20 protein-coding genes are annotated in these 12,763 nt (G+C 61.0%); 7 read left to right on the forward strand and 13 right to left on the reverse strand.

Annotation, left to right across the window (positions count from 1 at the left end):
• Positions 1-39: 39 nt before the first annotated feature.
• The 5 genes from ACFZB3_RS49930 to ACFZB3_RS49950 form a co-directional block, all read right to left on the reverse strand.
• Complete coding sequence (locus ACFZB3_RS49930) at positions 40-555, reverse strand: hypothetical protein (protein WP_391390546.1); 516 nt, start codon at positions 553-555, stop codon at positions 40-42.
• Between the two features lie 103 nt (positions 556-658).
• Positions 659-1,840: a tyrosine-type recombinase/integrase gene (locus ACFZB3_RS49935; RefSeq protein ID WP_391390547.1), complete on the reverse strand. Its 1,182-nt coding sequence runs from the start codon at positions 1,838-1,840 to the stop codon at positions 659-661.
• Between the two features lie 53 nt (positions 1,841-1,893).
• On the reverse strand, positions 1,894-2,655 hold the full coding sequence (locus tag ACFZB3_RS49940; protein ID WP_391390549.1) for an AAA family ATPase: 762 nt from the start codon (positions 2,653-2,655) through the stop codon (positions 1,894-1,896).
• A 235-nt stretch (positions 2,656-2,890) separates the two neighbouring features.
• Entirely contained in the window at positions 2,891-3,661 is a 771-nt protein-coding gene (locus ACFZB3_RS49945; RefSeq protein ID WP_391390552.1) for a transposase, read from the reverse strand.
• A 61-nt stretch (positions 3,662-3,722) separates the two neighbouring features.
• Complete coding sequence (locus ACFZB3_RS49950) at positions 3,723-4,148, reverse strand: SMI1/KNR4 family protein (RefSeq protein WP_391390554.1); 426 nt, start codon at positions 4,146-4,148, stop codon at positions 3,723-3,725.
• 180 nt (positions 4,149-4,328) lie between these two features.
• Between ACFZB3_RS49950 and ACFZB3_RS49955 the strand changes: the two genes are divergently transcribed.
• Both ACFZB3_RS49955 and ACFZB3_RS49960 read left to right on the forward strand, forming a co-directional pair.
• Positions 4,329-4,814, forward strand: a complete 486-nt coding sequence (locus tag ACFZB3_RS49955; RefSeq protein ID WP_391390556.1) for a hypothetical protein — start codon at positions 4,329-4,331, stop codon at positions 4,812-4,814.
• 54 nt (positions 4,815-4,868) lie between these two features.
• Positions 4,869-5,081, forward strand: coding sequence for a hypothetical protein (locus ACFZB3_RS49960; protein WP_391390558.1), 213 nt, complete (start codon positions 4,869-4,871; stop codon positions 5,079-5,081).
• A gap of 133 nt (positions 5,082-5,214) precedes the next feature.
• Here ACFZB3_RS49960 and ACFZB3_RS49965 read toward each other — a convergent pair whose 3' ends face one another.
• From ACFZB3_RS49965 to ACFZB3_RS49980, 4 genes are all read right to left on the reverse strand, one after another.
• Entirely contained in the window at positions 5,215-5,874 is a 660-nt protein-coding gene (locus tag ACFZB3_RS49965; RefSeq protein WP_391390561.1) for a methyltransferase domain-containing protein, read from the reverse strand.
• Between the two features lie 79 nt (positions 5,875-5,953).
• A complete protein-coding gene (locus ACFZB3_RS49970; protein ID WP_391390563.1) occupies positions 5,954-6,445 on the reverse strand; it encodes a hypothetical protein in 492 nt (163 codons plus the stop codon).
• Positions 6,446-6,765: 320 nt separating this feature from the next.
• Entirely contained in the window at positions 6,766-6,999 is a 234-nt protein-coding gene (locus tag ACFZB3_RS49975; protein WP_391390565.1) for a hypothetical protein, read from the reverse strand.
• Positions 6,996-7,364, reverse strand: a complete 369-nt coding sequence (locus ACFZB3_RS49980; RefSeq protein WP_391390567.1) for a hypothetical protein — start codon at positions 7,362-7,364, stop codon at positions 6,996-6,998. Before ACFZB3_RS49980 ends, ACFZB3_RS49975 begins: the two co-directional genes overlap by 4 nt.
• Positions 7,365-7,556: 192 nt before the next feature.
• On the opposite strand from ACFZB3_RS49980, the gene ACFZB3_RS49985 reads away from it, so the two are divergent.
• The 4 genes from ACFZB3_RS49985 to ACFZB3_RS50000 are packed head-to-tail and all read left to right on the forward strand — an operon-like array spanning position 7,557 to position 9,526.
• Positions 7,557-7,967, forward strand: a complete 411-nt coding sequence (locus tag ACFZB3_RS49985; protein ID WP_391390568.1) for a hypothetical protein — start codon at positions 7,557-7,559, stop codon at positions 7,965-7,967.
• The gene (locus ACFZB3_RS49990; protein ID WP_391390571.1) at positions 7,939-8,463 is read left to right on the forward strand and encodes a DUF6879 family protein; all 525 of its coding nucleotides are present in this window, start codon (positions 7,939-7,941) and stop codon (positions 8,461-8,463) included. The genes ACFZB3_RS49985 and ACFZB3_RS49990 overlap by 29 nt, the downstream gene beginning before the upstream one ends.
• A gap of 7 nt (positions 8,464-8,470) precedes the next feature.
• Positions 8,471-9,328, forward strand: coding sequence for a Scr1 family TA system antitoxin-like transcriptional regulator (locus tag ACFZB3_RS49995; RefSeq protein WP_391390572.1), 858 nt, complete (start codon positions 8,471-8,473; stop codon positions 9,326-9,328).
• A gap of 12 nt (positions 9,329-9,340) precedes the next feature.
• Positions 9,341-9,526: a DUF397 domain-containing protein gene (locus ACFZB3_RS50000; protein ID WP_391390574.1), complete on the forward strand. Its 186-nt coding sequence runs from the start codon at positions 9,341-9,343 to the stop codon at positions 9,524-9,526.
• A 1,003-nt stretch (positions 9,527-10,529) separates the two neighbouring features.
• Here the strand turns inward: ACFZB3_RS50000 and ACFZB3_RS50005 are convergent.
• Genes ACFZB3_RS50005 through ACFZB3_RS50020 form a run of 4 tightly spaced genes read right to left on the reverse strand, consistent with a single transcriptional unit; the run spans position 10,530 to position 12,194 of the window.
• On the reverse strand, positions 10,530-11,276 hold the full coding sequence (locus ACFZB3_RS50005; RefSeq protein WP_391390576.1) for a restriction endonuclease: 747 nt from the start codon (positions 11,274-11,276) through the stop codon (positions 10,530-10,532).
• Complete coding sequence (locus ACFZB3_RS50010; RefSeq protein ID WP_391390578.1) at positions 11,273-11,461, reverse strand: hypothetical protein; 189 nt, start codon at positions 11,459-11,461, stop codon at positions 11,273-11,275. The genes ACFZB3_RS50005 and ACFZB3_RS50010 overlap by 4 nt, the downstream gene beginning before the upstream one ends.
• Positions 11,458-11,889 (reverse strand): PIN domain-containing protein, encoded by a 432-nt coding sequence (locus ACFZB3_RS50015; protein WP_391390580.1) that lies wholly within the window; start codon positions 11,887-11,889, stop codon positions 11,458-11,460. The genes ACFZB3_RS50010 and ACFZB3_RS50015 overlap by 4 nt, the downstream gene beginning before the upstream one ends.
• Positions 11,886-12,194 (reverse strand): hypothetical protein, encoded by a 309-nt coding sequence (locus ACFZB3_RS50020; protein ID WP_391390582.1) that lies wholly within the window; start codon positions 12,192-12,194, stop codon positions 11,886-11,888. Before ACFZB3_RS50020 ends, ACFZB3_RS50015 begins: the two co-directional genes overlap by 4 nt.
• Positions 12,195-12,269: 75 nt before the next feature.
• Between ACFZB3_RS50020 and ACFZB3_RS50025 the strand changes: the two genes are divergently transcribed.
• Positions 12,270-12,506, forward strand: coding sequence for a hypothetical protein (locus ACFZB3_RS50025; protein WP_391390584.1), 237 nt, complete (start codon positions 12,270-12,272; stop codon positions 12,504-12,506).
• Positions 12,507-12,763: the final 257 nt, after the last annotated feature.

The following is a 12,763-nucleotide window of genomic DNA, read 5'->3' on the forward strand; positions in this document are numbered from 1 at the left end:
CGACCGCGCATGGGGTGGTCTCACCCCAGGACCAGACTTTCACGAGTGGTACACCGCATGGCTGGCATCACAGTAGATCTCAAACGCGGTCTGAGAGGGCTCCGGGAGTGGCTCCTCCCGAAGGAAGGCGGAGAGTACTCCGATGGCTTCCTTACAGATGACGTCGATCCAGCTCTTGGCCTCGTCATGCGTGTGGCCAAGCTCGATGGTGTATGCGGAAAAGCTCATGGTGTCCAGCACCCGCGTACGCATCTCTTCAGCGTCGGACACTACGTATAGGGCGGCATCAAAGGTCGTGACGAACTCGACAAGCGCCTCGGTGAACGCGAGCGTACTCTCCGTCTCCTTGGTCCGCTTCATGCTGGCGTGACGGAAGCGTATGAGCATCTCTAGCGCTGCCTGGCCGGCTGCGTACCGGCGTTCTTCCCGGCGTTGCTCCTTCGCGGTCTTGGCCTGGCGAGACTGCTGGAGCCATCCGCCGAGCAGCGCGCCCCCGGCACCAATGGCCGCGCCACACATAACACCGATCGGCCCCACCAACGTCTGTGTCTGCACGGCGATCATCCTGCCGGACAAAGAGAGTTCATGGGGCTGATCTCGTCAGGTCCTATTGACCAGGGAAGTCCTTGAAGAAGGAGAGCTCAGCTGAGCAGCTCACTCAGCTTCTTCGAGCCTGCCTTGAGGCTCTGCGGATCGGGGTGGACGTACACGCGCTTGGTGAAGGACAGGTCGCTGTGACCGGCCCAGGCGGAGACCACCGTGTCGGCACGCCGTTGTTGGCCATCCAGGACAGACAGGCGTGACGGGCATCGTAGAGACGGACTCGGCGAACCCCCGCCTCCTCCATAAGCTTCTGCGCCTCGCGTCGAAGCTTGTCGGTCTTGAACGGGCGGCCCAGGTCGTCAACAACGACATAGCCAGAATCCTCGTAGGCTTTCCCGGCCCGCTCCTTTTCCAGCTGCTGACGAGCCTTATACGCCACGAGCGCGGCATGAACCGGAGCGGGCAGCGGCAGCACCCGCTTGCCGTTGTCTGTCTTGGGCTCTTTCTCAACGACCTTGTTGCGCTGTCCCCGCTCCAATCGCCGGTCATAGACGATGGTCCGGGTATTCCCAACACTGATCGTCCCTTCACCCGACAGATCAACATCCTCACGCCAGCGGGCTCCGCACACCTCAGCAGGCCGTTCGGCAATAAGGGTGAGGAGCATGACGCCAAAGAGCCGGTGCTCACGGCTTGCCTCGATAAAGGCTTTGACCTCGGTCTCATTCCAAGGTCGCCGCTGCGGCGCATTTTGTCGCGCTTGGGATCGGGCGTGACGTGAGATGCGAACATGCTCGGCAACGTTTCGAATCACCCATCCTCGACGCACGGCCAGATTGAGCGCGGAGCGAAGCCGACCGAGAGTGAGCTGGACGGAGCGGGCACCCAACCCTGTGCCTGGTTTCCCACCTCGGCGGCGGCCACAGGTCACGAGCCAATCGACAAATTCCTCAACATCTTCCTCGGAGAGTTGTTGGACACGTTTTTCTCCCAGGAGGGTTCGAACCGAACGCACCGCGTTGTCGTAGTTGGTGGAAGTCGCTTCCTCGACATCTCGGGTGGATGCCCGAAGCCAGATGTCCAACAGCTCATTGACCGTCAGGCGAGTAGGCGCAACGTACTCGCCGGTTTTGGACTGATGCCGTATTCGAGATAGCTCGCCTCGTGCTTCCGTCTTGGTGTCAAAGGTCTTGGTGATCTGTCGACGTTTGCCATTGGCTCGTCTCGGCCCGTCCGTCACGAAGCGATATCGCAGCGTGCCGTTTCGCAGGATCACCTTCTTGATGGGATCAGCCATTGAGCACCTGCCTGGACGCTAATCCCCCCTCGGGTCTTGTGCGCCTCCCATCCCTACTCTGCTTCCAGATACGAAATGAGCGATGCGACCTTGATGGCGTCACGAGGAAGCCCCTTGGTATAGGCGTACAGGAGACGATACGCGTCCTCGGCGCTTGTGCCCTCAAAGAGCGAATCGCTGCGGCCGGCGACAATGAGACGAAACTGAATCATGTCGCGAAGGTCCTCAAGTGACATCGCGCTCATGGCGATGGGGAACATACGAGAGGCCAGTTCGCGGTAGTTGACAATCTTGGTTCCTAACTCCTCTTGGCCGACGAGCACGATCTGTAAGAGCTTGGTTTTATTGGTCTCGAAATTCAGCAGGTAGTGAACCAGCTTGAGCTGTTCGCGGGTCATGTACTGAGCCTCATCAACGAGGAGTACCGGGGTTCGTCCCTCTTGGAACTGCTGGATGAGGAACTGCTCGAAGTTTCCCAGGGAGGCGGCGTAGGATCGCTCCGTCTTCACGTCGAAGGTTTCCATGACGAGACGGAGAAACGCGTTGCTGCTCTTCAGGTTAGGAGAGATTAGCAGCTTGACGTTGAATCGCTCGTCCTGACTGAGCTTCTCGTGAAGTCGGCGGACGAGGGAGGTCTTGCCGGAGCCGATCGGGCCATACATATAGATAGGGCCGATGCGGTCCCGCGCCATGAACTCGCACTTGGCCAGCGCTTCGCGTACCTGCGATGAGAGATAAAGGAACCTAGGGTCAGGGCTCGTGATGAACGGATGCTCGGCCAACCCAAAATGTTTGACGATTGCGTTGATGTCCATATTGCGTAACTATCATTGAATATGGCAAAATTGGCGCAATTTGTCAATAGGGTAGAGAAGTTGGCGGAAGTCGAGAGGGAAGTCGTCCTGCCGATACCCCGATCCCGCTCGCGCGGGAGCATCTTGGGACGATAATCCGATCTAGTCCGCCTCGCACGGTGCTAAAGGCTGTCCCGCAATGATCAGCTGACTCGACACGGTCGGCATCGGGGACGCCTGCCTGGGCGCGGCCGGTTTATCCCGCGAGCGCGAGGTTGTGCAGGCGGGCGATGCCAAGCATGGCGTGATGAACGCCGTCGCCCTTCAATCGGCAGTCGCGGAGGATCTTCCAGCCCTTCATGCGGGCGAAGGCGTGCTCGACGCGGGCACGGACCTTGCGGTGTGAGCGGTTGTGCTCCTCTTTCCAGGCCGGGAGTTCGGCCTGGCCGGGTTCACGGCGATGCGGGATCACCAGGCCGGTGCCGCGGTAGCCACCATCAGCGATCACCGTGGTGCTGCCAACGGCGGCCTTCGCTCCGGACGACTCCCATGCCTTGCAGTCGTTGCGGTTGCCAGGCAGGGGCCGTCCAACTGCGACGATCAGCCGTGTATCGGCATCGATGACGACCTGGTGGTTGGTGGAGTAGCGGTAGTTTTTCGACTGCTCGGCCACCGCGTGGTCACGTGTGGGGACCAAGGTGCCTTCCACGATGAGCACGGTGTCCTTGCGGAACCGTCGGCGCGGCCGCAGGGCGGGCAGCGGTGCGAGGCGGTTGATGATGCGATCGGCAGCAGACTTGGAGATCCCGAACAGCGGCGCGAGCTGGCGCAGCGTCAAGTTCGTCCGCCAATAAGCCGCGACCAAGAGGACACGGTCTTCCAGGGCCAGGCCCCACGGCCGGCCTCGGCGGACCGTGTCCGCTCCCTCGCGGCGCAGGGCGGTCACCAGCTTGCCGAAGCAGCGCGGGCTCAGCCCCGTGAACGGGCCTATCCAGGACGGCTGTGCCGCCGTGATCACACCAGTCACGCCAAGATCATGTCATCGTGACCTCCAGGGCTTGATGAGCCGAGGTGTCACATGTCGACAGTCACAGCTTGATCTGCCCCGTCAGCCACCATTCGAGGTACTTGGCCAGGCTCGGTGCCACCCAGGTGCGGCTGTCGTCCTCGTGGTTCCAGGCGAAGACGTCAGGCCGCTGCAGGCCGGGCAGGAGCGCGAACAGATCGCCGTTGCCGGCGTCCGCGAAGAAGAGCAGCGGATCGAATGGCATGTACAGCGTGGCGAGTTCGCTGTCCTCGCGAAGAGTCCGGTTCTCGGAGGCGATCCGCTCGGCCGACCAGATCAGCCCGGCCCCGTACTCGCCCTCGATGCCGTCGCTTTCGCGGAGCAGTGCGACCAGCTCAGTGGGCAGCGGATGCCCGAGGGACGAGGCGCAGCGGAGTAGCGCCGACTCCGACGCTGGGCACTGGAAGACCGCAGGCCCAGGAAGGCTCTCGACAAGCTCAATCCACACAGTTGCCCCGACCTCCACAAGACGCCCCGGCAATCAAGTCCGCACGGGGCCCTATCGGCGCGAGCCGAGGGCAACCACCCGAACGGAGCGCGCCGGATCACCCGACGAAGAGTACGGCCCCACCCTCACCACCCCGAGGCTGCCCCGGATCAATGCGGGACACCCCTTAGCGTCGCTTGGGTGACTTTCACCAAGTGTGTGTTCTGCTTGGCGTCCGGCGAGAGTGTCAAGATCACCAAGGAGCACCTTTTCTCGGACTGGATCAATGATGTCCTGACTCCGCAGGTCGTCGGGCCGAACACCTCCTACGAGCGAACTTCCAGTACATCAAGCCAACCCGTGACCTGGCCGACACCGGTGGTCGCGAACGTCAAGGCGCGCGTCGCCTGCGAGCCGTGCAATTCGGGTTGGATGTGTGATCTTGAAGGCGTTGTGAAGCCGATCTTGACCGGGCCCGTTCTTGGGCACGCGACCCAATTCACGCCGCAAGAGCAGTTGGACATCGCGACATGGGCTTGCATGAAGGCCATGGTCTTCGAGTTCGCTTGGTCCGAACCTCCTGCCTTCACCCAGCCCGAGCGTGGCATCGTGTGGAGTCAGAAGCGTCCCCCTGCGTCGGCTCAGATCCGCATCGCAGCCATCGAATCCCAGGGCTATCCGCTGTGAGCCTTCCGCCGCGGCTACAAGCTGCACGCCCAAGGAGCCAGCGAGGCGGTCTGCATGACGATAGGAATCGGCTGCTTCGTCGTCCAGGTGTTCGGCGGGCCGGGGATCAAGCAGCACGGGTTCCAGGATCTCGGCAAGATCGGCTCCGGCTACATCAGTATCTATCCCCCCATCCCCAAGAGGGTGAGCTGGCCACCGGCGGTCGTGATGACGGACAGTACGATCGACGCCTTCGCGCACCCTCTGCGTCCGCTAACGGGTGACTGACGCAAAAGGGGAAGAACCGCCTGGCTCTCGCCGAGCGTTGAGGGCTCGCCGGGGCTGCATTGATCGTGTTGTGGGCATCCGCTCCGTATGGGCGTCTCTCGAACCTCCCTGGCTTCGGTGGTGATGCCATCCCTCACGCCGGTCGGACGGCAGTCCCGAAGAGGGTGCCGATGTGCCCCTCAGTGGGAGCCTCGATCACCTTCACCCCTGCTTGCTGGAAGTCGTACCGGAGGAGGAGGTTCCTCCATTTCCGTGGGGTGTAGCTGTATCGGTACGTGTAGACGGGCCGCCCGGCGAACCCACCCTTGTACATCCCCTGTGGGCCGTAGGCGCCGGGGATGGCCGGCGGGTGCGAGAAGGCGAAGACCCCTCCGGGGTTCAAGCGGGGCAGTACCAGAGGCAAGAGCTGTGTCGGGTTCGCGAACCAGGCGCACCCGAAGATCGAGTAAATAGCGTCGTACGTCTCGGTCGTGGTAGCGAGGAACGACAGCACCTCGCCCTGGTGGAAGATGGCCCCGGTGTCCGACCACCTGTCGATGATCCTCTTGACCATGACGGGAGACAGGTCAAGGCCGTGGGCTTCTACGCCCTGCTGCGCGAGGAAGGCGACTGCGCGCCCAGTACCGCATCCGATCTCCAGAGTCTTCTTCGGCTCACCGAGGACTTCGGGCCCGGGGCCGTGATCCTTGTACTGGGTCCAGTTGAACGCCGGCTCGGCGTCCGGATTGAAGGCCGACTCCGCGTAGGTGTCCCAGACCTCGGTCTCGATGGCGTAGTCATGCTGTGCAGACACAGGGTGTTCCTTGTCCTGGGTAACGGGGGAACCCCCACCCTCGGGGGACCGATGAGGGCGGGGGGTGAATCGGAGCCGGTCAGTGGGAGTCGGGAACCTTGTCGTCACACGGGCCGCAGTCAGAGGCGTCGACCTCCCACAGCTCGCGGTCGACCGCAAAGCCGTTCTGCCGGATGATCTCGGCTGTCCGCATCACGATGCCATCGCGCCGGCGCTGGATCAGCGGTGCGTGGTGCTTGTACCGACCGTTGTTGTACTGCTCGCAGATCGCGAAGTACGTCGGCGTGTCGAGGATGATCTGGTGGACTCCTTGATCGACCTCGAAGCCGGGGCCCATGTCGTTGCCGGGCTTCTCCATGGCGGTGATCAGGTAGGCGACGCCCTGGCCCAGGATGCGCTCGGCGAGGCTGCGTACCCGTACGGTGTCGCGCATGAGGAGCTGGACTTGCCGCTCCCACAGGCCGATACCGGGGTCGGGGATCAGGAGCGGATTGCCCTGCCCGATCTCGTCCAGGATGGCCCTGGGGTCTCGGAGGCTGGTCGCCTGGGGAGCTTCGATCAGTACTGTCATGTCGTGCCCTCTCTTCGTCTCGTGAGGGTGTGGAACCCCGTCCGCCTGGCCGACTGCCGAGAAGGTACAGACGGGCGGGGCGTTACCCCGTTCCCAGAGCTGTCGGGGGAGGCAGATCCGGGACGGGAGCTATGAGGCGGAGCGCGTATCGAGCTGGTGCGTGTAGGCGTCGACGTACTGCTTCGACCAGGTGCAGCAGCCTGCACAGGCGAAGCCGGGGGCGGTTGTGCCGTTTACCGTGATGGGGCCTATGAAGATCACGAGCCGATCCGACCTGCGGCAGAGCCAGCAGAGACCCTGTTGCCACCTCCCGACAGCAGTCACGGCTTCGGTTCCACAAGGGCGTAGTCCTCGCACGTACGCTTGTAGCGCTTGTGGCCGGTCGTAGCGGTGTGCTTCGCCATCCACATGTTCGCGGCCTCATCACCGTCGAACCCCTCGGACTCGGCCCCGCACTCCGCTTCGTCCCCGGAGACGCAGCGGGCCTTGAAAATGATCTCCCCTTGGGGGTCGCGCGTGGTCTCGTAGTCCACGAAGCGCATGACCGCTTTCACGTTGTGCCGACCCCGTTCTCTTTGAGGTAGGCCGTCAAGAGGGCTCTGGTGAACGTGGCCGTGTCCTGAAGGAAGAAGAACGCCTCGTGGGCCTGGGAACGGGCGGTCGGCCGATTGGTCAGAGCCAGATGCCGGTCCACCAAGCCCAAGATCTTCAACACGTTGAGGTCTTCGTCCTCGCCGAGGTACTGGCCTCTGAGCAGGCTCAAACTCCCGGTCAACTGGCCCACTCTGGTGTCGATGTCCGCACGCTTGGACGTGCTGATGCTCATCCCAAGCGCCTGGTCTACGAGTTGGGTGATCTTCTCCACGTCTACAGGCAAGGCCGCGGCTTGCGCCTCCGACATCGCACGTTCGTCAGTCACGCTGCCCACCACGCCTTCTTCCCTCGATGCCGCTCTCGCGGGTTGGGTTCGAGGACGAACGTAGAGGGGTCGGCGCCCAACCTCCAAGAAGATTGCGCCAGTTTGCAGCATGTCGATTGACGGGCTCGAACGGCCTCGCGACCATCATCTCGTCGCGCAATCCGGCGCAAGGCAGCGGACGGGAGAGCCACCATGAAGCTACGGTTCCTTGGGAAGAACTCCACCCCGGGAGACAGCCCCACCCTGTACGCCAGCGACCAGGGCACCTACGTCATTCAAGGCTGGAAGGTGTACGCGAACGAACTTCTCATGCAGCTTGACGTGCCGGAAGGCCAGACAGTCATCGAGGTGCCGACCGAACTGTTCGAGCACCTGACGAAGGATGACCAACCGGCCGGGCAGATCAAGCAGTTCACCGAGCCGATCATGTTGGTCACGGAGCAGGGGACTTGCGTCCTACAAGGCCCGCACATGCGCGATGCTGAGGCCCTGAGCCAAATGCGTATGCCCGACTATGAGACCTGCATTGAGGTCCCCAAGGCCTCGATCACGGCCCTCCTGGAGGAAGACAGCAGTGGATTTGATCACTCCCGCCCAGCGTGACGAGCTGTTCAACCAGTTCGAACGCGACGCCTTCCACCTTGAGTTGAGGGACGACTACGGGTCGCCCATCGAGGACACACCATACGCTCGGTGGAAGAGGGGCGAGCCTGACGATTACTCCTGGCTCAACGACTGGACGACGCTGATGACGCGCGTCACGGGTCAGAACAAGGCGGTGCGGCGCGTTCGTGTCGTCACCGAGCCTCACAGCCAGTACGTCACGTGGGAACACTCGCTTACACACCTCAACATCGAGATCGGCGAAGACATCCGCTGGCTGCCACGGCACCAGTTGCCTGATGGCATCACCTTCCCCGTGAACGGGAACGACTGGTGGCTGTACGACGATCGCCTCCTTGCCGTCGGCCACTTCGACCCCGAGGGACGTGTCCTTGGGTCGGAGGTCGTGGAGGATCCTGACACGGTGGCTGAGTGCATCCGCCTGCGCGACCTGCTCTGGGCTGTTGCCATCCCTCACGCCGAGTACAAGCCCTGACCCATCAGTGAGCAACCAAGCACAGGAGGCACGAGAGGCACTGGGCGCCCGGCTTCGCTCGTTTCGCAAGGATGCGGGTTTCGCGAGCGGCCGGGCCTTCGCCACTGCCACCGGGTGGCAGGAGTCCAAGGTCTCTCGTATCGAGAACGGAAAGCAGAACGCCAGCGAAGGAGACATCCGGGTCTGGTGCATCAAGACCAACCGTGAAGAGCACATCGACGACTTGATCGCGACGGTGCGTCACATTGATGAGCTGTGGCTTGAGTGGCGCCGGCAGCTGGCGACCGGGGCGGAGAAGAGGCAGCAGGCCGCACTGCCGGTCTACTCGAAGACCAAGGTCTTCCGTATCTGGCACCCCACCCTCGTGTGGGGGACCCTCCAGACCGCAGAGTACGCCGCGGAGACCTTCAAGCAGGTTTGCGACTACTACCAGATCCCCGACGACACGGAAGCCGCCACGGCAAAGCGGCTCGAACGGCAGCAGTACCTGTACCAAGGTGATCGGATCTTCAACGTCCTGCTTGCTGAGCAGGCGCTATACAGCAACTTCGGAGGGCCGGAGGTGATGAAGGGGCAGCTTGACCGACTGCTGGCCGTGATGCGGCTCGCGCGACTGAGCCTGGGTATCGTGCCTCGGTCTGCCCCTCTGCACATCTGGCCTGGCAACTCGTTCTCCATGTTTGATGACAAGCTCGTCCTCGTTGAGACCTACTCAGCCGAACTCTCGGTGACGCAGCCCCGAGAGATCGAGCTCTACATGAAGGCATTTGCCCTATTGCAACAATCAGCGGTTTACGGGACCGCTGTCCGAGACCTTATCTTCGCCGCGATCCATCACTTCGACCGTATGGCACCCGACGACTAGGAGGCGATTAGCTTGACGATCGAACCCAACTGGCGTACAAGCACGTACACGAAGTCCGACAGTTGCGTAGAAGTGGCCGACAACGATCGACAGCGGCTGGTGATCAGAGACACGAAAGACCGAGGCAGGGGAGTCGTGACTGTACGGCCGGCCACTTGGTCATGCTTCGTCGAGTTCACGAAGCAGCTCCCCCTATAGAAGAATCGAAGTAAATGAAAAGGGCACCCAGAGGTATGTGTGAGGCATGCGCCTCGACCTAGCACGAAGCTAGATCACATACGTGGGTGCCCGAAGGGAAAGGGAAGAGAACTGGCTGGTTCACTATTGAGCGCCGCACGGCGCTCGCCAGTCGTCTCCTCTTTCAGTTTTCAGTCAAAACGGTGGTTCCGTCCAAGCATCCGCTGCCTCGCGAAGCAAGAATGTCATCGTCTCTGCGGTCGTGTCGGGATCATCGTTCCATGCGCTAAGGCTCACGATTCCACGGTTCCAGGCCAGCCACTCACAAAAGTAGTTCCTGGTCTCGACAAGCTCCATGAGCTTCTCAGAATCCATGCGAAACGACTCGAACCGCTGCACCTTCCCCCAGATAGCTCGCTCCAAGGCTCCTTCGACGGAGACTGGAGCGCACCGGACGGCATCGTCAATGAGCTCCTCCCAAGTCAGACCAGGCGTACGCCGCGGTCGCGGGTATGCAAAAGCTGAGCCTTTGTTTAGCCCGTCTCGGGAAATGATGTCGGCTGCTGCGCGCAGTGCCTCAGCTGGTGTCATCACAAACCCCAATCCTGACTGAGTTACAACGGGACAGGGTTTGCTTATACCACCGGGTTATAAGTCGGTTCTGTAAGGTAGATGACAAAAGGCGATCCAGAGCGTGTTTGCAGCCGGCGCTGGGGCTGGAACGCCGTGTATGGCTCAACTATGGGTCAGGCCCGGACTGTTGGGAGCTTCGCTAGCCTCGTCGGATGGTCGAGGAACATTTCTTGTGCGACATGGCACGCCAACTGCTTTGAGCCCTATGGGTTTTCCCTTCCTTCCTTTGCCATCATGCTGCCGCGGTCTCCCTGCGCGTCAAGGGCTTCGCAAGCCGTCTCCGTGCCTCCGTCGACCCTTGACCCGAGAGGGAAGACCGCAAGGAACCGTCAATTAAGGGAGGAAGGGAAAGAATAGTCAGCCCGCGGTGGGGCAGCAAAGTGAACAGCGTCTATCCTACAACCGTAATTCGCGCGTCTCCTGAATCCCACCACTCATGCTCACTATTAACTTCGAAGTCACAGTTCTCGCAGGTAATCAGTGACACATGCTCGCCGTTGAGTGTGCCACAGACAGGGCACACAACAACGACAGTCCCACAAAAGTCGCATGTTCCACTGGTTATGTATGCGCCGCCATCGGTGTTGTACCCCCAACTGATATCTGGTGAGAAGCAGTTGGGGTTAGGGCACGTATCCTCGTTGAGCATCTCCTCGGGAGTTCGAGGGATGCCATATTGCACAAGTGCTAGTTCGATGGGTGTTTGCGCGACAGTAGCGCGCTGTCGAGCTGGGCCCGTGAAACCCTGAGCGCTGAAGAGGACGCCTGCAGTGGCGCCGACGTCATACAGGAATCCATCGAACCGGTCGACGTAACCGATGCCTAGATTCTCTCCGTAGTCTTTGGACTCTCCAACGATAAGGCCTCCGTTGGCATCATGTCCCGCACTATCAAGTTGGCGGAGAACCCCGCTGCGACCACGAAGTCGCACATCATGTCGAACCTCAATGCCGTAGTGGTGGCGAAGAAAACCAGCTGTAATGCGCTCGAAGGTCTTGCCAGTCAAGTCTCTCTCGTTCAACTTCTCCCCTAGGTGATAACAGAGCCCGGTTCCAATAGGTCGGCCGATCGGCCCACTTGTTAGGGCATCAAGAATGATGTTAGCAAGACTTCCTCCCGTACGGGAAGAGTTGTTCATTTGTAGCGGGCAGATGGAGGCTTACGCCCTAAACGGGTCATGGCCTCTACGACGCGATAAAGGAGGCGCGACTTCTTTTTGAGGAGAACATCACCTGCACCAATATGGTAGGCGAGTTCGGTGAGCTCGTCAGCCGTGAGGGTAAGCGTCGTTCGTTCTTGCGCCGCCTCTGTAGTTTGACTCATGCTGCGGCCTCCTCATACTTATCGAAATCGATGACGTCGAGGCCGGGGATCCTGGCAAAGTGCCTGACATTGTTTGTGACAACGGGGATCCCGTATTCCAAGGCGGTTGCAGCAATCAGTGTGTCCATGTCTCCAATGAGCCCGGAGCCGTATGGATGCCGTAGCGTCCTGCGGAGGTCGACGAACCGATCCAGGATGTCGTAGGTGAGGGTGAGCGGGGGGACTACCTGCAGGAGCTTTCGTAACTGCTGATGGAGTAGGTCATAATTCTGCATACCCTTGAAGTATTCAGCAACTTCGCCGTACACCAGAATGCTTGTGGCCGCCTCGCCTTGTACTACCCAAGGAGCTATCGCGGAGACGGCGTATCCGCGTCCCAGGAGATAGGCAGCTAAAGGGCCACTATCGAGAAGGTACTGGTGCGTCATAGGTCTTTGTCTTCAAGAGGTGGACTCGAAACTCGCTGGTCGCGTAGGCTCTTAAGTCCTTTCATTACCTCATCTGCGTTGAGATCTTTCCATGCGCCTGCGAGTTCAAGTGCTTCCTTCACTGCTTTGGCATGCATAAGGGTGGGCGGGAACTCTGGCTGCTCCTTCGGGTCAAGAGAGGAGTAAAACACGATGTCCTGACCCTTTCCCTCTCCGGGAATGGCGACGAGAGCTTGCTTGCCAGATGGTGTAATGAATGCGCTAGGTGTTGCCATATCTTCTTTGCTTATATCAAATCCAGACATTTAAAGTCAACCAGAACTATTCGCTCGGCGTCGTATCCCGGGAAAGCGGATAAGCGTTGTTGGGAGTCCGGGCTCGTGCCCCGGTGGCTCGAAGTAGCGATCGAGGTAGTAGTCCTCGACTTCGGCCAGGCCGTAGGGGAAGGCGTCGAGTTCTGGCAGGCGCGGCGTCGTGACCTTGCGAACCTGGTCGTCGGGGAGACGGATGAACGCTTCGCCGACGCGCAGCTGCTGGATGGATTGGACGTGGCGCTCCCACTGCTCCTGAAGCGGGTAGTACGCCGGGTGCGTTCGCTCCTCGGCGGCCTCGTCTGAGACGACGTGCTTGACCGCGTCCGGATCGACGGTGCCGAAGAGGCGGGCGGAGTGCTCGGCATCGGGTGACTACGGGGAGAACGACATGGCCGTTGACAATCGGGTCGGCCTGCCTTGAGGATGACCTCCATGCCGACGTTCTGAAGGGCTCCCTTGAGGCGGTCTGAGACCGCGTTTGAGATCTACTGTGATGCCAGCCATGCGGTGTACCACTCGTGAAAGTCTGGTCCTGGGGTGAGACCACCCCATGCGCGGTC

Origin of the sequence: Streptomyces sp. NPDC008092, from assembly GCF_042957285.1 — a bacterium.
Classification (GTDB): Bacteria; Actinomycetota; Actinomycetes; order Streptomycetales; family Streptomycetaceae; genus Streptomyces.